Origin of the sequence: Rhodoferax bucti, from assembly GCF_005876985.1 — a bacterium.
Lineage (GTDB): Bacteria > Pseudomonadota > Gammaproteobacteria > Burkholderiales > Burkholderiaceae_C > Allorhodoferax > Allorhodoferax bucti.
Genome location: NZ_VAHD01000002.1, coordinates 742,639 through 763,200, shown reverse-complemented (window position 1 = coordinate 763,200; position 20,562 = coordinate 742,639). Strand labels below are relative to the sequence as shown.

Sequence of the window (20,562 nt, the reverse complement as noted above, 5' to 3'; positions counted from 1 at the left end):
CCTGATTACGCCAGCTCTTCTTTGCGGATGCGGGTGATGGGCTGCAGCACGGTGGGCAGCGCCTGCATCTGTGCCAACGCCGCGTTCATCTTGGCTTCCGCGCAGTCGTGCGTGAGGATGATGACGTCGGTCTGAGTCGCCGCTTCACCGCTGATTTCGTCCGCTTCGCGCTGCAACACTGCATCGATGCTGATGCCAGCTTCGGCCAGCAAACCGGTGACCTTGGCCAACACACCGGCCTCGTCAGCCACGCGCAGGCGCAGGTAGTAGCTAGTCACAACCTCGCTCATGGGCAAGACCGGGGTATTGCTAATGGCATCCGGCTGGAAGGCCAGGTGGGGTACGCGCTGGGCGGCGTCTGCGGTGTGCAGGCGGGTGATGTCCACCAAGTCCGCAATCACGGCACTGGCTGTAGGCTCAGAGCCCGCACCCTTGCCGTAGTACAACGTGGTGCCCACAGCGTCGCCATGGGCCATGACGGCATTCATCGCGCCTTCCACATTGGCGATCAGGCGCTTGGCCGGCACCAGGGTGGGGTGCACGCGCAGTTCAATGCCGGCGGCCGTGCGCTTGGTAATGCCCAACAGCTTGATGCGGTAGCCCAGTTGCTCGGCGTATTTGATGTCGGCCGCGCCGAGCTTGGTGATGCCTTCCACATAGGCCTTGTCGAACTGCACAGGAATGCCGAATGCAATCGCGCTCATCAGGGTGACTTTGTGCGCGGCGTCCACGCCTTCAATGTCGAAGGTCGGGTCGGCTTCGGCGTAGCCCAGACGCTGGGCTTCTTTGAGCACCACGTCAAAGTCCAGGCCCTTGTCGCGCATCTCGGACAAGATGAAGTTGGTGGTGCCGTTGATGATGCCGGCGATCCACTGGATGCGGTTGGCAGTCAGGCCTTCGCGCAGTGCTTTGATGATGGGGATGCCACCGGCCACGGCCGCTTCAAACGCCACCATCACACCCTTGGCGGAAGCCGCCGCAAAAATTTCGGTGCCGTGCACGGCGAGCAAGGCCTTATTGGCTGTGACCACATGCTTGCCGGCGGCGATGGCTTCCAGCACCAGCGCCTTGGCAATGCCGTAGCCACCAATCAGCTCGATAACGATATCGATGTCGGGGTTAGCGATGACCGCACGCGCGTCGTTCACCACCTTCACATCAGGGCCGACAATGCTTTGGGCACGCGCCACATCCAGATCAGCCACCATGGTGATTTCGATACCGCGGCCGGCACGGCCCTGGATGTCTTGCTGGTTGCGCTTGAGCACATTGAATGTGCCGCTTCCCACGGTGCCAATGCCGAGCAGGCCTACTTGTATCGGTTTCATATCATTCTTACGTAAAAAGTGCGTCTAGCCCTTGCGAACAGTGCGCGGGCAGCTATCAAAATCAGAGTGAGTCAGTTCCCGTTGCGCTTGCGATAGCTCTCAAGGAACTTGGCAATGCGGCCGATGGCTTCGCGCAAATCGTCCTCATGCGGGAGGAACACGATGCGGAAGTGGTCGGGCGCATGCCAGTTAAAGCCGGTTCCCTGCACCAGCATGACGCGGGTCTCACGCAGCAGCTCCAGGAAAAATTGCCGGTCGTCCAAGATGGGGTACACCTTGGGATCCAGCTTGGGGAACATATAGAGCGCGGCCTGCGGCTTCACACAGGTCACGCCAGGAATGGCGGTAATCAGCTCGTAAGCCAAATCGCGCTGGCGGCGCAGGCGCCCGCCTTCGCACACCAGATCGTTGATGCTCTGGTAGCCACCCAAAGCGGTCTGGATGGCCCACTGGCCGGGCACGTTGGAGCACAGCTTCATGTTCGAGAGCATGTTCAGCCCCTCGATGTAGTCAGCCGCCGCTTTCTTGTTGCCCGACACCACCAACCATCCTGCGCGGTAACCGCAGGAACGGTAGCTCTTGGAGAGCGAATTGAAGGTGAGCGTCAGCACATCGGTCGACAAGCTCGCCAACGCGGTGTGCTGGATGCCGTCGTACAGCACCTTGTCGTACACCTCGTCGGCCAGAATCACCAAGCCGTGCTCGCGCGCGATCTCGATGATGCCTTGCAGCAACTCGGTGGAGTACAGCACGCCGGTCGGGTTGTTGGGGTTGATGACAACAATGCCTTTGGTTCGAGGCGTAATCTTGGCGCGGATGTCGTCCAAGTCGGGCATCCAGCCATTGTTCTCATCGCACAGGTAATGCACCGGTGTACCGCCGGACAGGCTGGTAGCTGCGGTCCACAAGGGGTAGTCCGGCATGGGCAGCAGCAACTCGTCGCCGTTGTCCAACAAGGCATTGGTGGCCATGGTGATCAATTCACTGGCGCCATTGCCCAAATAAATGTCATCCAACGTAACGCCGGCAATGCCCTGCTTCTGGGTTTCGTGCATGACCGCTTTGCGGGCCGCAAAAATGCCTTTGCTGTCGGAGTAGCCAGCCGAGTTGGGCAAGTTGCGGATCATGTCCTGCTGGATTTCCTCGGGCGCATCAAAACCGAACACCGCCAAGTTGCCCAGATTGAGCTTGATGATTTTCTGACCCTCATCCTCCATCTGACGCGCCGCGTCCATGATGGGACCGCGGATGTCATAGAGCACATTGGCCAGCTTGGCAGATTTCTGAATGGTTTTCAAAGTCCCTCCGGGAGGTGTCAGCACAGGGTGAAACCTATAATTTGACCACAGTTCGGCAGGCACCCCGCCCCGCCGCCATCTCCCAGGCTTCACCTTCCCATGAAATTCATTCCCGACGCTTTGCAAGGCCCATCTGTGACCGGTTATGGCTCCGGCTGGGTCGAGGTGAACGGTGAGAAGTACCACTCCAGCATCATCGTGAGCAGCCAAGGCATCTGCCAGCCCTGGTCTTGCGCCCGCTTTGAAGACCTCACGGAACAACATTTTGAAGAACTGACGGGCTTTGCGTCGGAATTGGTGCTGTTTGGCAGTGGCGCCGCCATCCGCTTCCCGCACCCCCGATGGCTGGCGCCCTTGTACAGCCGCCGTATCGGACTGGAAACCATGGACACCCAGGCCGCATGCCGCACCTACAACTTTTTGGCAGGCGAAGGCCGCAAAGTAGTGGCGGCACTCCTCATCTAGGTAGCCGCCTCGGGAAAGGTGGTCGGTGGACACCTTTTCAGAGTAAAATCATGGGTTGCGGTCCAGAGCGAAGAATTGCTGTCACGTTCGACGCTGTCCCCTATGACTGACCAGTCCGGCACGCCGGACTGAAACACCGAGATTGAAATTCCATATGGCGATTGTTGTCAACAAACCCCTTCCCGAATTTGAGGCCAACGCTACCGGCGGCATCAAGGTGACCAACACCACCCACGTCGGGAAAACCATGGTTTTGTACTTCTACCCCAAAGACAATACCCCCGGCTGCACCACCGAAGCCATGCAATTCAGGGACAAGTACAAGGACTTCGTGAAAGCCGGTGCCGAAGTGTTCGGCGTCTCCCGCGACAACATGAAGTCCCACGACGAGTTCAAAACCAAGCTCGAACTCCCCTTTGAGCTGATTGCCGACACCGAAGAAAAGATGTGCCATATGTTCGGTGTGGTCAAAAACAAGATCATGTACGGCAAAAAGGTGAAGGGCATTGAGCGCAGCACCTTCCTGATCGGCGCCGATGGCTTGGTCAAAGAAGAGTGGCGCGGCCTGAAGGTTCCCGGCCATGTGGACGACGTTCTCAAGGCTGTGAAAGCCCTGAAAAAAGCCGCCTGATTGCCTTGTTGTTTTGATGCACCCGGCGGTTTAGACCGTCATGGTGCTCATGCATAATGGTTCGCATGCCGTTGAAGCTCGCAACCGCGCTCCCCAAAAAAGCCGCCTTGGCTCAAGGCGGCTTTTTCGTTTTTTCGGCATCGCTTTTCCACTTTCCAACTTCTGCGAATCCACTCCATGCCACTGCCCCCTGCCCCGTCCAAGCGTGCTGACCGATTGACCGCCAAAGACTTTGAGGCTCCCGCGCGTGCATCCGCCCGCCCGGCCCGCAAAGCCAGCCCAGAAGTTGCGCCTGCCCAAGCAGCCCAGCCCATGCAAGAACGCCAGGTTGCGCGGGAAACCCGGAAATCCACACAAACTCCGGCCTTGACCCGTGCACCCGTGGCCGTTGCAGCCCCGGCCCCAACTCAGGTGAGTTTGCCGACAAAATCCGTCTCCCAAGCCGCTGCCCTTGCGCCTGAGACCAAGCGCAGCAAGCGCGCGAAATCCACCGGCCCCAAGAAGCTCTTTGTGCTGGACACCAACGTGTTGCTGCACGATCCGATGTGCCTGTTCCGCTTCGAGGAACATGACATTTATCTGCCCATGATCGTGCTGGAAGAGCTGGACGGCCACAAAAAAGGCATGACCGAAGTCGCGCGCAACGCCCGCCAAACCAGCCGCACCCTGGATACGCTGGCAGGCGCTCCGGGCGCCGATATCACAGCAGGCTTCTTGCTGGACAGCACCGGCCACAAGGATGCGCGCGGCAAGCTGATGTTCCAGACCCAGCCGCTGAACTACACCTTGCCCACCAGCCTGCCCCAGGGCAAGGCGGATAACCAGATCCTGGGCGTGGTAGAAGCCCTGCGTCAGCATTACGCCCCCCGCGAGGTGGTGCTGGTCTCCAAGGACATCAACATGCGTGTCAAAGCCCGCGCCTTGGGCTTGGCCACCGACGATTACCAAAACGACAAAACCCTGGAAGACGGCGACCTGCTGTATTCCGGCTCGCTGGCATTACCCTCTGATTTCTGGGCTACCCATGGCCAGGGCGTGGAGAGCTGGCAGCAGGGTCCGCACACCTTCTACAAGGTGGACGGCCCTGTAGTGCCGCAAATGATGATCAACCAGTTTGTGTACTTTGAGTCGCCTGGTGAGCCCAGTCTGTACGCCCGGGTGACCGAAATCCGCGGAACCACGGCGGTTTTGAAAACCCTCAAAGACTTCAACCACCTCAAGAACGCCGTGTGGGGCGTGACCACCCGCAATCGTGAGCAGAACTTCGCGATGAACCTGCTCACCGACCCGGAAGTCGATTTCGTGACCCTGACCGGCACCGCCGGCACCGGTAAAACGCTGATGGCTTTGGCGGCCGGTTTGACCCAGGTGCTGGACGATCGCCGCTACACAGAAATCATCGTAACCCGTGCTACCGTGAGCGTGGGCGAAGACATCGGTTTCCTGCCAGGTACCGAAGAAGAAAAAATGGGCCCTTGGATGGGCGCCTTGGACGACAACCTGGAAGTGCTGGGTAAAACGGACACCAACGCCGGCGAATGGGGCCGCGCAGCGACCAACGAGTTGATCCGCAGCCGCGTCAAAATCAAGAGCATGAACTTCATGCGGGGACGCACCTTCCTGAACAAGTACGTCATCATCGACGAGGCTCAAAACTTGACACCTAAGCAGATGAAAACGCTGATCACCCGCGCAGGCCCCGGCACCAAAATCATCTGCATGGGCAACCTGGCGCAGATCGATACGCCCTACCTGACCGAGGGATCGTCGGGCCTGACCTTTGCCGTCGACAAGTTCAAGGGATGGCCCCATGGCGGGCACATCACCCTGGCCCGTGGCGAGCGTTCGCGTCTGGCGGACTTTGCCAGCGAAGTGCTATAAAAATAGTAGCTACTTGCGCATATGTAAAAAGGGCTGGAAGCCGATTTGGCTTCCAGCCCTTTTTCTATTTACTTGACCGAAGATCAGTAATCATCCCCACCGCTGTGGGCCAGGTTTTCGAACTTGGTGAACCGGTTCATGAAGGCGAGCTTGACGGTACCTGTCGGGCCGTTACGCTGCTTGGCGATGATGACTTCAGCCACGCCCGGCTCTTTACATTGGTCCTTCGTGTAGTACTCATCGCGGTAAATGAACATGATGATGTCCGCATCCTGCTCAATAGCGCCGGATTCACGCAAGTCACTCATCATGGGACGCTTGTCGGGCCGCTGCTCCACTGAACGGTTCAGCTGGGAGAGCGCAATCACCGGGCATTTGAGCTCACGGGCCAGCATCTTCAAGCCCCGGGAGATTTCACCCAGCTCGGTCGCGCGGTTTTCACCGTCGCCACCGCTGCCACTCATCAGCTGCAAATAGTCCACCACAATCAGGCCGAGCTGCCCGCACTGGCGTGCCAGACGGCGGGCATTGGCACGCACTTCGCTCGAATTGAGACCGGCGCTTTCATCGATGTGCAGTGAGATGGTGCGCAGCTTCTCAATCGCCTCCGACAAGCGCGGCCACTCTTCATCCGTCAGCTTGCCGGTGCGCAAGTGGCCCTGGTCCACGCGGCCGATGGAGCCCACGATACGCACCGCCAATTGGGCGGCACCCATTTCCATCGAGAAGATGGCAACCGGCAAACCTTCGTTCAGAGCCACGTGCTCCGCAATGTTGATGGCCAGGGCCGTCTTGCCCATGGAAGGACGTGCCGCCAACACAATCAGGTCGCCAGCCTGCAGACCTGCCGTCATGCGGTCGAAATCGATGAAACCCGTGGGTACGCCGGTGACGTCGTTCGGGTTGTCCGCCATCTCCTGCACGCGGTCCAGCAAGTTGACCACGAGGTTGTCCATCGACTGGAAGCCCTGCTTATTGCGCTTGCCCGCCTCGCCGATGTTGAAAATCTTCTGCTCGGATTCGTCCACGATCTCCGAAACGGGACGTCCCTTGGGATTGAACGCATTGGTGGCGATTTCGTCACTGGCGCTGACCAGTTTACGCAGAATCGAACGGTCCCGCACGATCTCGGCGTAGCGGCGGATATTGCTCGCACTCGGCACGTACTGGGCCAGGGAGTTCAAATAGGCGAGCCCGCCCACCTCTTCTGCTTTGCCCTGGTTCTGGAGGTGCTCAAACACCGTGATCACGTCTGCTGGCTTGTTGCCGTTGATCAAGACGCCAATCGACGCATAAATCAAGCGATGCTCGTGCCGGTAAAAATCGGCATCCATCAGGATGTCGCTCACTCGGTCCCACGCCTCGTTGTCCAACAACAGCCCCCCAATCACACTGGACTCCCCTTCAATGGAGTGCGGAGGCACCCGTAGCTGGGCGATCTGGCGATCAGATTCGAAGCCATCAGTAAGAGAGGGGACTGCAGACATGAGATTTCCTTAGAGCCTGTGATCCTAAAGCGTGCCCGTGCGTACGTCGAGGAAAAGGCTGGGGGCAAGTTGTGGGAAAACTGTGCAAAGAGCGGGATAAGTCACCGCACAAAATACAAAAGCCGCAAGAGGCAGGCCCTTGCGGCTTTTGAGTTGCTGCAGTCTGTTACCAGACTGCATGCAGAGGATTGCTTACGCAGTTTCGCCGTACACGGACACGGTGATGTCCACCACCACGTCAGTGTGCAGAGCCACGCTCACAGTGCTGTCGCTCACGACCTTGATAGGGCCGTTGGGCATACGCACTTGCGACTTGGCGACTTTGTAACCAGTCTTAGCCAATTCTTCAGCGATGTCGTAGTTGGTGACGGAACCGAACAAACGGCCATCCACACCCGCCTTTTGAGTCAGCTTGATGGTGGTACCGCCGAGCTTTTCGCCCAAAGCCTTGCACTCAGCCAACTTGGCGGCTGCAGCTTTTTCCAGTTCAGCGCGCTTGGCTTCGAATTCTGCCTTGGCAGATTCAGTAGCGCGACGTGCACGGCCGGAGGGGATCAGGAAATTGCGAGCGTAGCCGTCTTTGACCTTGACGATTTCGCCGAGGTTGCCGAGGTTCACGACCTTGTCGAGCAGAATGATTTGCATGGTCGGGACTCCTTAGATCTTGTGCTGGTCGCTGTAAGGCAGCATCGCCAGGAAGCGAGCGCGCTTGATAGCGGTGTTCAGTTGACGCTGGAAAATAGCGCGGGTGCCGGTGAGGCGTGCGGGGATGATCTTGCCGTTTTCAGCAATGAAGTCACGCAAAGTGTCGATGTCTTTGTAGTCGATTTCTTCCACACCGGTCACGGTGAAGCGGCAGAAACGCTTGCGCTTGAACAGCAGCGATTGGGTGTTGCGCTTGGGACGCTTGTCTTTGTTGAAACGTTTTGGTCCGGGCATGATGGACTCCTAAAAAATTAATCTTGCAAAAATTCTTGAATATGGAAAACGACTGACTTTCCCTGTCGTGCATTTGCCAAAAAACCGGTGAAGTTCCAGACACTGCCTATGGCTTGCTTGGCAAGCCGTTCTGCCAGTGTTCCGAAGGCCACCGCCTTGACTACGACTTTCACGGTTCTGCTGCTGCCGGCTTCCTGAACCACAGACTCGTGCTCGAGCCGCAGATTCAAGGCCGGTAAGCCTGCGGGCGTGTAGCGCATGGTTTCTACCTCTGCGATACAAGCACCTAAAACCAGTGAATTCGCTTGCACTCCTTACCAGGAAAGATTCGTTAACCGATCCAATTAGGCTTGGTACTCGGCCTGTTGGGCCTTGCGTGCGTCTTCGCGCTCGACTGTCTTCATCATGGAAGAAGGACCGGTTTCAGCTTTCTTCTTGGACACAGTCAGGTGACGCAACACAGCGTCGTTAAACTTGAACGCGTGTTCGAGTTCAGACATCACAGCCTGGTCGGCTTCGATGTTGACGCACAGGTAGTGGGCCTTGGCCAGCTTGTTGATCATGTACACCATCTGACGACGGCCCCAATCTTCAACGCGGTGCACCTTGCCACCGCCAGCGGTGATCATGCCCTTGTAACGCTCCAGCATGGCAGGAACTTGCTCGCTCTGATCCGGGTGGATCATGAGGATGATTTCGTAATGACGCATTGATACTCCTTGAGGATTTCCCAGCATCTGGGTTCCCGGCACTTGCGTGCCGGTCAATAAAAGCTGCCCCCGGCGTCTAGACGGGGTGCAGCAAGGCGAAGCCCATGATTATAGCCTAACCCAGAGGAGGTGCCCAATTACCATCTTCACTAGACTCCGGCGAGGTCGCCAGGCTGACCAGGAAAGCAACTATCAGCCCCACCGGCACACCGAAAACGCCCGCCGATACCGGCTGAATGCCGAACCACAGATGCTCGCCGGAAAATCCAAACCACTGCCGCAGCAAAGGGAAATTGACCACCATGTAATACACCGTAGTGCCCAAGCCCGCGAGCATGCCGGCAACTGCACCGGTTCGTGTTGTGCGCTTCCAAAAAATGCCCATCACCATGGCCGGCACAAAAGCAGCCCCCGCCAAGGAAAACGATGCAGACACCAAATACAAAATGCCTGCAGGCCGCTGCGCCGCCGCATAGGCCGCCATCAGCGCCACAACCAAAAGCGCGAACTTGGACAACATGACGCGGCGCATCGCCTCTGCCTTATTGCTCTTGCCCTCAAAGTACATATCATGTGCTAGCGCATTGCCAATCGTGAGCAGCAGCCCGTCTGCGGTAGACAGCGCGGCGGCCAACCCCCCCGCTGCGACTAACACGGACACCACATACGGCAACCCACCTATATCGGGCGAGGCCAGCATGACCAGATCAGCACCGACCCGCAGCTCTGCAAACTGCAGGATGCCATCGCTGTTCACATCGCTGAAGGCAAGCAAATTCGGATCGCGGGACCATTGCAACATCCACGAGGGCAAGGCATCAAACGGTTGGCCTACGAGATGGGCCATCACCTCATACTTAACCAGTACGGCCAGCGCGGGCGCTGACAAATACAGCAGTGCAATGAACACCAAAGACCATGCCACCGACCTGCGCGCCTGGGCCACACCCGGCGTGGTGTAGTAGCGGGTTAACAAATGTGGCAGACCTGCAGTGCCCACCATCAAGCAAAACATCAGCGCTAAGAAGTTGGAACGGGACGCCGTGAACGCCGACTGCTCTGCAGGCGAACCATCCGGGTCCCCCGCAAATGCGCGGGTCTGCGAGGCCATGCCCCCTAAGGCCTTGGCGCGGTCGGCGTTCTCCTGGAAGCCACGACTCCACATCTCGCGGGCGGCAACCGCATCTTTGGGCAGGGCGGCCAAGGCTTTACGCGTGGATTGCACCAAGGTGTCAGGCGCCTTGCTGTCACCCAACACGCGCAGTTGGCGCCGTAACTCGGCACGCTCTTGCGCGAGCGAGGCATCGACATCCTGCAACTTGCGCTGAAACTCCTCTGCACGGCGGGCATAAATCACCACAACCTCTTGCTCCTGCGCTGACACGGCAAACGCCCGCTCCATGTCCGTAATCTTGCCCAGCTGCTGTCCATACGCCAGTGGCGCGAATGGATTGCCTGTTTGCTGGTAAGACAACCAGGACACCGGGATCAAAAAGGCCAGGATGATCACCACATACTGAGTAACTTGCGTCCAGGTGACCGCCCGCATTCCACCCAAGAACGAGCACACCAGCACGCCTCCCAGCGCCAGCAAAATACCGATTTCAAAATGCACGCCGGTCAGGCGTGAAGTGATCAAGCCTACCCCGTAGAGCTGAGCCACTACATAGGTGAATGAGCACAGCACCGCCGACCAGGCCGCAATACGCCGGGGCCAATGTCCACCAAAGCGCACCAAGAAGAAATCCGGTACGGTGTACAAATTCATGCTGCGCAGGTAGGGCGCCACCAACAGGGCGACGAGACAAAACCCGCCGGTCCAGCCCAACACATAGGCCAAACCTCCCGGCTGCGCACCGGAGCCACTGAACCCCTGGGAGTAAAGCCCTCCGGCCAAGCTGATGAAGGAGGCCGCACTCATCCAATCGGCGGCGGTCGCCATACCGTTGTACACACTGGGGATACGCCGCCCTGCAACGTAGTACTCATTGGCATCCGCGGTGCGTGCAAACACTCCGATCACCGCGTACAGCACCAAAGTCACCGACAGAAAAATACCCGCCACCCACGCCCGGGGCAAGCCCCAATGCTCTGCCAGCCCCAGCGCCATCAAAAAGCAGAGCAGCACTGCCACGAAAACAAAAAACCGGCGATGAATACTGCGGGTGTACTGCCGGTATTCAGCAGGATGAAAAAGAGAAGTTTCTTGCGATCGTCGGTTCGCGAAAAAAGCAAACGTCACCACGATGCCAATGAACACCAGCACAGACCCCTGCGCCGCAAACCAGTACGCGATCGGCCAAGAGAAAAAACTCCCGGACAGATCGCGTGCAAAAAAAGTAATCCCGAATGAGAAGACAAACCACAGCGCAAGCAGAACTGCATGCAGGCGCCAGTTGCGCCGGGTTGTCATCTCAGGCATCAAGCAGCGAGTTGCTGCCAGGTGGCAATCACCGAATCAGGGTTGAGCGAGATGGAGGAAATGCCCTGCTCGTCCAACCACTTGGCAAAGTCGGGGTGGTCGCTGGGGCCCTGGCCACAGATACCCACATACTTGCCTTGGCGCTTGCAAGCGCTGATGGCCATGGTGATCAAAGCTTTCACGGCAGGGTCACGCTCGTCGAAGTCTGCTGCCAACAGTTCCAAGCCGGAGTCACGGTCCAGCCCCAAGGAGAGCTGGGTCAGGTCGTTGGAGCCGATGGAGAAACCGTCGAAGTACTCCAGGAACTGGTCTGCCAAAATGGCATTGCTCGGAATCTCGCACATCATGATGAGCTTGAGGTCTGCCTCGCCGCGGCGCAAACCATGGCGACCCAACAGTTCTGTCACGCGCTTGGCTTGGCCCAAAGTACGCACAAACGGCACCATCACCTGCACATTGGTCAGCCCCATTTCGTTGCGCACGCGCTTGAGGGCCTCGCACTCCATGGCAAAGGCCTCACCGAACTCGTTGCTGATATAGCGTGCCGCACCGCGGAAGCCCAACATGGGGTTTTCTTCTTCCGGCTCGTAACGGCTGCCACCAATCAGCTTGCGGTACTCGTTGCTCTTGAAGTCAGACAGGCGAACAATCACCGGCTTGGGCCAGAAAGCAGCCGCAATCGTGGCCACACCTTCAGCAACACGGTCCACATAGAAAGCGCGGGGGGAAGCATGGCCACGTGCCACAGATTCCACGGCTTTCTTCAAATCGGCGTCCACGTTCGGGTAGTCGAGAATGGCCTTGGGGTGCACGCCGATGTTGTTGTTGATGATGAACTCGAGACGAGCCAGACCCACGCCTTGGTTCGGCAGTTGGCAGAAATCAAATGCCAGCTGCGGGTTGCCCACGTTCATCATGATCTTGACGGGAATCTCAGGCATCAAGCCACGCTGAACTTCGGAGACTTCCGTTTCTAGCAAACCGTCGTAGATGAAACCGGTGTCGCCTTCAGCGCAGCTCACCGTTACCAACATGCCGTCTTTGAGCAGGTCGGTTGCATTGCCGCAACCCACGACCGCCGGGATACCCAACTCACGCGCAATGATGGCCGCATGGCAGGTACGCCCGCCGCGGTTGGTCACGATGGCACTTGCACGCTTCATGACCGGTTCCCAGTTGGGGTCGGTCATGTCCGTCACCAACACATCACCGGCTTGGACTTTGTCCATCTCGCTGATGTTGTGCACGATGCGGACCGGGCCGGTGCCGATCTTCTGGCCGATGGCACGCCCTTCAGCCACAACATTGCCTTTGCCCTTGAGCTTGTAGCGGTACTCTGCGCTGGCACCGGCTTGGCTTTTCACCGTCTCAGGTCGGGCCTGCAGGATATAAAGTTGCCCGTCGATACCGTCCTTGCCCCATTCAATGTCCATGGGGCGGCCATAGTGCTCCTCGATCACCAGCGCGTACTTCGCCAGTTGCTCCACATCGGCGTCGGTCAAGGAATAGCGGTTGCGCAATTCGGCAGGCACATCCGTTGTTTTGACCAACTTACCGCCAGCGGCCTTTTCTTCTGCGCTGGTGAACACCATTTGCAAAAGTTTGGAACCCAAATTGCGGCGAATCACCGCACGATTGCCGGCCTTGAGCATGGGCTTGTGCACATAAAACTCGTCCGGGTTCACTGCGCCCTGCACCACAGTTTCACCCAAGCCGTAGCTGGAGGTGATGAAGACGACTTGATCGAAGCCGGATTCGGTGTCGATGGTGAACATCACGCCAGCAGCGCCCAAGTCCGAACGCACCATGCGCTGAACGCCAGCACTCAAAGCCACCACATCATGGGCAAAGCCCTTGTGCACGCGATAGCTAATAGCGCGGTCGTTATAGAGCGAGGCGAACACCTCTTTCATCTTGTGGAGCACGTCTTCGATGCCCACCACATTCAAAAAGGTTTCCTGCTGACCGGCAAATGAGGCATCCGGCAGATCTTCTGCCGTAGCAGACGAACGTACGGCGAAGCTGGCCTGGTCGTTGCCGGCAGACAAGGTGGCAAAAGCCTCACGAATGGATTTTTCCAAATCTGCGGGGAAAGGCTGGGCCTCCACCATGGCACGGATTTCTGCACCTACGACCGCCAAGGCACGGACATCTTCGGTATCCAGCGTTTTCAGCTTGGCGCTGATTTTGTCGGCCAAGCCGTCGTGGGCCAAGAACTGGCGGAATGCGTGGGCCGTCGTGGCAAAGCCCGTGGGGACCCGCACGCCTTGCGGCAGCTGGGAAATCATCTCCCCCAAGCTGGCGTTTTTGCCACCGACGGACTCAACGTCCGTCATGCGCAAACGCTCGAAAGGCACGACCAGGTCGGTCGCATTGAAAAGTTCAGACATAGGATGCTCCAGAAGTTAAAACCTTTCCATGACCCGCCGGACCATGCCGGGCGCGGGTCGCGCCGCCTGTCACTTTCCTGTTGTTGCTGTTGTGGGAAACGTAACGGGTACCTAAATGCGCTAAATTGCGGTGATTGTAGGTGTGCACATCGTGTAACCCGATTACGAAAACCACCGCGCCCTTGCATCAGACTGACGCTCACACACCCGACCAACATGCCCCAACGCACCGTATTTTTCATTTCCGACGGCACCGGCATCACCGCTGAAACCTTCGGTAACGCCATCCTCGCCCAGTTCGAAACCAAAGCACGGCATGTGCGCCTGCCCTTCGTGGACACGGTCGACAAAGCCCACCAGGCGGTGCGGCAAATCAACCACACCGGCGTGGTGGACGGCAACAAGCCCATCGTATTCACCACCTTGGTGAATATGGAAGTGCTCAAAGTCATCCAGGAAGGCTGTCAGGGTATGTTGCTGGACATGTTCGGCATGTTTGTGCATCCCTTGGAGCAGGAGCTGGGGCTCAAGTCCAACCACCGCATCGGCCGCTTCAGCGACGCGAGCAAAAGCAAGGAATACCACGACCGGATTGAAGCCATCAATTTCTCCCTGGCGCACGACGACGGCCAAAGCAACCGCGACCTGGAACAGAGCGATGTGATTCTGGTGGGCGTGAGCCGCAGTGGTAAAACCCCCACCTCGCTGTATCTGGCCATGCAATACGGCCTCAAAGCGTCCAACTACCCGCTGATCCCGGAAGACTTTGAGCGCCGCCAGCTTCCGCCGGCCCTGGTGCCGCACCGGGGCAAGATTTTTGGCCTCACCATCCAGCCCGAGCGTTTGAGCGAAATCCGCAATGAACGCCGCCCCAACTCACGCTACGCGTCGCTGGAAAACTGCCGCATGGAGGTGAGTGAGGCCGAGGCCATGATGCGCCGCACCGGCATCCGTTGGCTCTCCACTACCACCAAGTCAATCGAAGAAATCGCGACTACGATTCTTCAGGAAATACACCCGGAGCGGCTGGTGTACTGAGCGCTTGCAGTTTGCGCTCCAGCGATGAAACGCTGGCACTTTCCACATACACGCACTGTTTGCCGGTGCGCTTGCAAAAGTCTTTGACGCGCCAATAGGCGTTGTGGCTGATGCAGCCGGTCTGGCAAATCACCAGATCTGCAGCGGCGAGACTGGCATCCAGCACCGAGGCGTTGTCTTCCAGACCGCCATCGTGGTGGGCGAAGCGCCCACCCACCCGCTCCACCACATCGCGGTAGTTGGCGATATTGCCGCTGCGCCCGCCTACACACAGCACCGTTTTCTGGCCCAAGGCCAGATGCACCGGGTGCTCTTGCACAGCCGCTACCCGAGGCAAAACGGCGCGCTCCGGCAACGCATGTCTCTCCGCCAAGCTGCGCTCTGCAGACTGCAAGCGCCGCCGCAACTCGGTGTTGTGCTGCTCCAGCTCTCGTTGGCGCACGGTCATGCGTTCCAGCTTCTTCTGGAGATGCACCTTCTCGTCCCATTGGGACACACTGCCGCGTAGCTGCTCCAAATCCTGCGCCATGAAGGCAATACGGCTGTCTTTAGCAACGACCTCGGCCCGCACTTGGAGCAATGCCGTCTGCAGTCGATCCAGCTCTGCTTTCTTCTCCACCATCACGCGCGTCATGCGCTCCTGGACCTTGCCCAGCTCGCGGATCAGCACCGCATTTTCATCGGCGACCGCATGGAAGCGGGTCATTTCCAGACGTACACCCGCCCCCGCCTGGTGCTGGAACATGTGCAAATCTTTGCACATGGCATCGCGCAATGCAGCATCACACCGCGGATGGGTCAATGCTGCCCAAAAGGCGCCTGCTACGTCCCCCGCTTTCAAATAGCGCACCCAGAGTTCCGCCACTGCCAGCGTGTTCTTGGCGGGCCTGAATGCCTGGATTTCGCGCGCGTAGCGCACCTCCAACTCCGCCTGCATAAGCTCCGACAGCTTGCAGCGCCGCGCCGCTTCAGACACCGCGCCTGCATGCACCTCATAGTCATTGGCGACCGCGCTACCGCCCAAAGCTTTGTTCACCAAGCGCCGCAAAACGTCGATCGGCAAACTCACTCCGATCAGAGGGCAATGGCAATGGGCATCCAAATCCCACAAGCGCCGGCGACGCGAACCGGTGAGCTCCGACGGACCGGGGTGCGGAGACTGACAGCCCTGCGCAGGAGCGGAGTTGGGGTACGCCAAGGAGGGTTCATTTGCTATAATTTTAATAGCTGCTTGCGCAGATACTGCGTGCGCTAGAGGCATATTTGACTCCTAATTTCAGAAAAATCGCCCGAAGGCTGCTGGTGCCCTTGCGCAGCCAAGCGCTTACGCCACGCCATCACGGGGCGTACCACCTCGCGCCGCTGAGGCTTGCCCGCGCGAGTCTCAGCCGCAGGCTCGCAACACAGGCACCACGCCTGATAGCGGCTGCCACTTTGCGCATGCGGGTGCTGAGCCCGCATCAGCGCTTGCACGGCGGAGCCGCCTCCGCCTGCATCGTCGTTTGAGTGATCGTCCATCGCTCCTCCTCTGCAATTTCGACATGAAATGCATATCGCTCAAAACAAAGTATATGCGAATCATTCTCATTTGATGAGAATTTTGAAGTGCAAGCGAGGTGTCGATTTACCAAACTTTGCAATGCCACGAACAAGCGCGCTGGGGATAATGGCGCTTTCAACACAAGGAGCCCCCATGAAAGGCGACGCACAAGTCATTGGCCATTTGCAAGCGCAACTCAAGAACGAGCTGACCGCCATCAACCAGTACTTTTTGCACTACCGCATGTACAAGCACTGGGGCTTCGACAAGCTGGCCAAAAAGGAATACGCCGAGTCGATTGGCGAGATGAAACACGCAGACATGCTGATGGACCGCATCTTCATGCTCGACGGCCTGCCCAACCTGCAAGACATGGCCAAAATCATGGTCGGCGAGAGCGTGCCCGAGGCGCTGGAATGCGACTTGAAAGCCGAAGTGGGCGCGCAGGCCACCATCAAAGCCGGCATCGCACATTGCGAATCCGTACGCGACTACGTGTCGCGCGACCTGCTGCAAAAAATTCTGGACGACACCGAAGAGCACATCGATTTTCTGGAAACCCAGATCGACCTGATTGCCAAGGTCGGCCTGCCCAACTACCTGCAAAGCCAAATGGGCGAGCTGAGCTAATTACGCGCTCATCCCCCCTCTCTCTGCAGATTGCGCCGCGTCAAAACCGGCGCATTTTTTTCAAAAGCAATGAGAACGATTTGCATTAAGATGCGCAACATTCATCTTTAGCCATTTCAGGAAGACTCTCATGCATCAGCGCACCCTCGTTGCCGCCGCCCTGCTCAGCGCCGTTTTGTGGAGCGGTGTGGCCGCACATGCCCAGACCACCGAGCCCAAGACCGTCGTTCAGCATTACGCCAACCTCGTGCACGCCAACTACAGCGATGTGCTCAGCAGCGCCCAAAAGCTGCAAAAGGCAGTGGCAGCCTTCACAGCCGCGCCCTCGGCCCAAGGGCTTGCAGATGCCCAACAAGCCTGGCTGGCAGCGCGGGAGTTTTACGGACAAACCGAGGCCTTTCGCTTTTACAGCGGCCCGATTGACGACGACAAAGGCCCCGAAGGCCGCCTGAACGCCTGGCCGCTGGACGAGTCGTATATCGACAGCGTGGCGGGCAAGCCTAAAGCCGGCATCGTCAACAACCCCAAAATCAAAATAACCAAAGCCAATCTGGCCAAGCTCAATGAGCGCGGCGGTGAAGAAAACATTGCTGCGGGTTGGCATGCCATCGAATTCATGTTGTGGGGCCAAGACCAAAGCGACACCGGCCCCGGCAACCGCTCCTTTGAAGACTTTGTGGATGGCAAAGTACCCAACGCAGATCGACGCAGGGCTTTCCTGAACACCGCTACCGAGCTGCTGGTAGATGACTTGAGCTTTCTCGTCAACGCATGGGCGCCCGGTGCCAAAAATTACCGCGCCCGGTTCGAGCAAGGCGGCATGCAGTCGGTGCGCAAAATGATTGTGGGCTTGGGTTCCCTCTCGCGCGGCGAGTTGGCGGGCGAGCGCATGGAAGTCGCCATGAACACCCAGGACAAGGAAGACGAGCACTCGTGCTTCTCCGATAACACCCACCGCGACATCGTGGCCAACGCACAGGGCATCGAAAACGTGTGGCTGGGCAGCTATAAGCGCCTGGACGGCAGTCTCTTGCAAGGCCCTTCTCTCAAAGACCTAGTTGCAGCAAAAAACGCCCTGGTGGCGGAGCGTACCAGCCAGCAGATCGCGACCAGCGTAGCCAACGCCAGTGCCATCCAGGCTCCGTTTGACCGCGAGATCGTGGGCGACAAAAACGCCCCCGGTCGCCAGCGGGTGCAAAAAACCATCGACAGCCTGGTGCAGCAGTCCAAGGACATCACCGAAGCGGCCGCTGCCATCGGCATCACCAAGCTCGCCCAAACCAAATGAAGCTGCGGCCTCGCCAAAAGTTCGGCCTGGCTATTTCTGCCGCAGGTGCCTTCGCCGCTTTGTGTTGGCCCCTGTGGGGCAATACCAGCCCCCAAACCAGCGGCAACGCGCAAGGCGAGCTGACAGCGGGTGCAGCCACCGCTTTTGCCACCGGACGCAATGCGTTTTCCATGCCCTTGCCCACGCTGGATGATGAAGAGCGCGCCCGCTTTGCCGTGGGCAACTCTTTTTTCAGGCGCAATTGGGTGGAAGCACCGGCATCCACCACCGCGCGTGACGGATTAGGCCCTCACTTCATCGCCCGGTCGTGCGGCGGCTGCCATGTGCAAGACGGGCGTGGCGCTCCGCCCGACTTCCGCAAAGGGCTGAGCGAGCAGCCCGTGGCGCTGCTGATGCGCCTCTCGGTGCCGGGTGTGGGCGCCCACGGTGGCGTGGTGCCCGACCCGGTGTATGGCGACCAGTTCAACAACGCCGCCATCCAAGGCGTGCAGCCCGAGGGGCAGGTTCGCATTCGCTACCAAACACTGCGGGGCCGCTTTGCAGACGGCACCCCTTACACCTTGCGTCAACCCCACTACGAACTTGTCAACTTGGCCTATGGCCCGCTGGCACCGGGTGCCATGTTGAGCCCCCGCATTGCACCGCACATGGCGGGCGTAGGTTTGCTAGAGGCTATTCCTGAGGCCGACATTGTGGCCAATGCGGCTGCGCAAGCGGCAAGCCCCGGCCCCATCAAAGGCCAGGTCAATCATGTGTGGGACGACTTCGCCCAGGCCATGCGCGTAGGCCGTTTCGGCTGGAAGGCCAACCAGGCTAGCATTGCCAGCCAGACGGCGGGGGCGTTTTTGGGGGACATCGGCATCACCTCGACCCAGCACCCACAAGAAGCCTGCACCCCCGCGCAAAAAGACTGCCTCGCCGCCCCCCGAGGCGCGCAAGGAAAGGCCCCCGAGATCGACGACCGCACCTTGTCGGATGTGGTCTTTTACCAAGCCACCCTGGCGCCGGCCGCGCGCCGCCATGCCGAGTCGGCGACCGTCGCCCAGGGGCAAGCGCTGTTCACCCAAGCACAGTGCAGCGCCTGCCACCGACCCAGCTACACCACGGGCGAGCCACCGTTCCCCCGTTTGTCCAGCCCCAAGGTACAAGGCCTCACCATCTGGCCTTATACCGACTTGCTGCTCCACGACATGGGGCCCGCGCTGGCGGATGGCCGGCCCGACTTTGCAGCCAATGGCCGACAGTGGAAAACCCCGCCTCTCTGGGGCGTGGGCCTGATCCACGACGTGAACGGCCACCGCCGCTTGCTGCACGACGGGCGTGCCAACGGCGTGCTGGAAGCCATTCTTTGGCACGGCGGCGAGGCACAGGCCGCCAAAGAGCGGGTACTCAAACTTTCAGCCGATGAGCGCCGCGCACTGGTCGCTTTTGTGGAGTCTTTGTGAAACGACGTGATCTCGCATTTTTGATGCCATTTATGGCCCTAGCGCCTATGGAATATGCGCGAGCAGCTATCAAAAAAGGAGCACTCCCTGGCTGTGAAGGTACACCTGCCGCCCCAGCTCCCTACATACGCGCATCCGAATTGGTGCTGGACCTGCTGGGCCACAGCCTGTTGCCCGCCGCCAACGCATTTGCACAGCACAGCCACACGCTGCACGAGCACCTGCGCACCCGCCCCTGGGCGGACTGCCGCGCCGCCTGGGTGAACAGCATGTTGGCCTGGGAGACCTTGTCTGCCGTGCCGGTAGACGCCTTGCTGGAGCGCCGCTCTGCGCGCACCGTGGATTTTTGGCCAACGCGCCCGGCGCAAATTCAGGTGCTGCTGGACGCCGGCACTACCCGCTTTGACTCCCCGCAAGCCCTGCAAACCATTGGCGCCAGTGCCAAAGGCCTGCCTGCGCTCGAGTGGCTGCTGTTTCGCAACGATGGCAGCGCGCCCCAGCCTGCACTGGCTGTAGCGCTGGCCGAGCAGGTGCTGCTGGAAGCCCGCACCCTGGAGCAGGCTTACACCGCACTCCACCAAACGACATGGGACGAGGCAGACGCCTGGTCCGCCTACGGCAACTGGTTTGGGCAGGCGGTGGGCAGCCTGGAGCAGTTGCGGCTGAAAAAGCTCAAAGCCAATACCCGTGGCAAAGACAGCGCCATATGGGTCCGCGGCGTCAGCGGCCAAACGCGGGCTGCCTGGCAAGCACAGGCGCGTGCCTTGCAGGCATTTTTCACCGGCCCGCTGGACAGCGCACCGGGGTCTGCCTGCCACGCCGCGCTCCCTTTGCCCGGCACCCTGCACAGCCTATTGCTGGGCCGGCGTTACCCCCGGGAGGCAGAGCGCTTGCAGGTACTGACCCGCGCGATGGTGCAGGCACTCCACCAGGCCCGGCCCGAGAACACGGCCAGCCTCCAGCGTGCGCAGCAAAGCCTCGCGGGCTTGCACCGCTACGTGAGCGACCTGGGGAGCGAGCTGTTCGACTTTTCGCTGGGCTTCACCGATGCTGATGGCGATTGAGCCCTC

At 59.3% G+C, this 20,562-nt stretch carries 18 protein-coding genes; 8 read left to right on the top strand and 10 right to left on the bottom strand.

The features are described from left to right. Window positions 1–5: 5 nt before the first annotated feature. Together FDM28_RS10185 and FDM28_RS10180 are read right to left on the bottom strand one after the other, a co-directional pair. Entirely contained in the window at window positions 6–1,328 is a 1,323-nt protein-coding gene (locus tag FDM28_RS10185; protein ID WP_138515026.1) for a homoserine dehydrogenase, read from the bottom strand. Window positions 1,329–1,399: 71 nt separating this feature from the next. Further along, window positions 1,400–2,626, bottom strand: coding sequence for a pyridoxal phosphate-dependent aminotransferase (locus FDM28_RS10180; protein WP_138515025.1), 1,227 nt, complete (start codon window positions 2,624–2,626; stop codon window positions 1,400–1,402). A gap of 99 nt (window positions 2,627–2,725) precedes the next feature. Between FDM28_RS10180 and FDM28_RS10175 the strand changes: the two genes are divergently transcribed. The 3 genes from FDM28_RS10175 to FDM28_RS10165 all read left to right on the top strand — a co-directional run bounded on the left by FDM28_RS10175 (window position 2,726) and on the right by FDM28_RS10165 (window position 5,603). Further along, a complete protein-coding gene (locus tag FDM28_RS10175; RefSeq protein ID WP_138515024.1) occupies window positions 2,726–3,091 on the top strand; it encodes an Mth938-like domain-containing protein in 366 nt (121 codons plus the stop codon). Window positions 3,092–3,245: 154 nt separating this feature from the next. Beyond that, window positions 3,246–3,722: a peroxiredoxin gene (locus tag FDM28_RS10170; RefSeq protein WP_138515023.1), complete on the top strand. Its 477-nt coding sequence runs from the start codon at window positions 3,246–3,248 to the stop codon at window positions 3,720–3,722. 177 nt (window positions 3,723–3,899) lie between these two features. Beyond that, the gene (locus FDM28_RS10165; protein WP_138515022.1) at window positions 3,900–5,603 is read left to right on the top strand and encodes a PhoH family protein; all 1,704 of its coding nucleotides are present in this window, start codon (window positions 3,900–3,902) and stop codon (window positions 5,601–5,603) included. Between the two features lie 83 nt (window positions 5,604–5,686). On the opposite strand, the gene dnaB is transcribed toward FDM28_RS10165, so the two are convergent. The 7 genes from dnaB to ppsA form a co-directional block, all read right to left on the bottom strand. After that, window positions 5,687–7,090 carry a replicative DNA helicase gene (gene dnaB / locus FDM28_RS10160; RefSeq protein WP_138515021.1) on the bottom strand — a complete coding sequence of 468 codons (1,404 nt, stop codon included), beginning with the start codon at window positions 7,088–7,090 and terminating at the stop codon, window positions 5,687–5,689. Between the two features lie 192 nt (window positions 7,091–7,282). Next, window positions 7,283–7,735, bottom strand: a complete 453-nt coding sequence (rplI, locus tag FDM28_RS10155) for a 50S ribosomal protein L9 (protein ID WP_138515020.1) — start codon at window positions 7,733–7,735, stop codon at window positions 7,283–7,285. A gap of 12 nt (window positions 7,736–7,747) precedes the next feature. Beyond that, on the bottom strand, window positions 7,748–8,029 hold the full coding sequence (gene rpsR, locus FDM28_RS10150; RefSeq protein ID WP_029708819.1) for a 30S ribosomal protein S18: 282 nt from the start codon (window positions 8,027–8,029) through the stop codon (window positions 7,748–7,750). 17 nt (window positions 8,030–8,046) lie between these two features. Beyond that, window positions 8,047–8,340, bottom strand: coding sequence for a primosomal replication protein N (gene priB, locus FDM28_RS10145; RefSeq protein WP_257789658.1), 294 nt, complete (start codon window positions 8,338–8,340; stop codon window positions 8,047–8,049). Window positions 8,341–8,373: 33 nt separating this feature from the next. Then, entirely contained in the window at window positions 8,374–8,739 is a 366-nt protein-coding gene (rpsF, locus tag FDM28_RS10140; RefSeq protein WP_087494188.1) for a 30S ribosomal protein S6, read from the bottom strand. 115 nt (window positions 8,740–8,854) lie between these two features. After that, complete coding sequence (locus FDM28_RS10135; RefSeq protein WP_240791967.1) at window positions 8,855–11,161, bottom strand: VC_2705 family sodium/solute symporter; 2,307 nt, start codon at window positions 11,159–11,161, stop codon at window positions 8,855–8,857. Then, entirely contained in the window at window positions 11,161–13,551 is a 2,391-nt protein-coding gene (gene ppsA, locus FDM28_RS10130) for a phosphoenolpyruvate synthase (protein WP_138515018.1), read from the bottom strand. Before ppsA ends, FDM28_RS10135 begins: the two co-directional genes overlap by 1 nt. 216 nt (window positions 13,552–13,767) lie before the next feature. Here ppsA and ppsR point away from each other — a divergent pair, with 216 nt between their 5' ends. Continuing rightward, complete coding sequence (gene ppsR, locus FDM28_RS10125) at window positions 13,768–14,589, top strand: posphoenolpyruvate synthetase regulatory kinase/phosphorylase PpsR (RefSeq protein WP_138515017.1); 822 nt, start codon at window positions 13,768–13,770, stop codon at window positions 14,587–14,589. Here ppsR and FDM28_RS10120 read toward each other — a convergent pair. After that, a complete protein-coding gene (locus tag FDM28_RS10120; protein WP_240791966.1) occupies window positions 14,546–15,658 on the bottom strand; it encodes a DUF2325 domain-containing protein in 1,113 nt (370 codons plus the stop codon). The two genes, ppsR and FDM28_RS10120, sit on opposite strands and share 44 nt — an antisense overlap. A gap of 624 nt (window positions 15,659–16,282) precedes the next feature. On the opposite strand from FDM28_RS10120, the gene bfr reads away from it, so the two are divergent. From bfr to FDM28_RS10100, 4 genes are all read left to right on the top strand, one after another. Then, the gene (gene bfr / locus FDM28_RS10115) at window positions 16,283–16,759 is read left to right on the top strand and encodes a bacterioferritin (protein WP_138515015.1); all 477 of its coding nucleotides are present in this window, start codon (window positions 16,283–16,285) and stop codon (window positions 16,757–16,759) included. A gap of 130 nt (window positions 16,760–16,889) precedes the next feature. Then, entirely contained in the window at window positions 16,890–18,047 is a 1,158-nt protein-coding gene (locus FDM28_RS10110; RefSeq protein ID WP_138515014.1) for an imelysin family protein, read from the top strand. Then, a complete protein-coding gene (locus tag FDM28_RS10105) occupies window positions 18,044–19,492 on the top strand; it encodes a di-heme oxidoreductase family protein (RefSeq protein ID WP_138515013.1) in 1,449 nt (482 codons plus the stop codon). Before FDM28_RS10110 ends, FDM28_RS10105 begins: the two co-directional genes overlap by 4 nt. Further along, window positions 19,489–20,556, top strand: coding sequence for an imelysin family protein (locus FDM28_RS10100; RefSeq protein ID WP_138515012.1), 1,068 nt, complete (start codon window positions 19,489–19,491; stop codon window positions 20,554–20,556). The genes FDM28_RS10105 and FDM28_RS10100 overlap by 4 nt, the downstream gene beginning before the upstream one ends. Window positions 20,557–20,562: the final 6 nt, after the last annotated feature.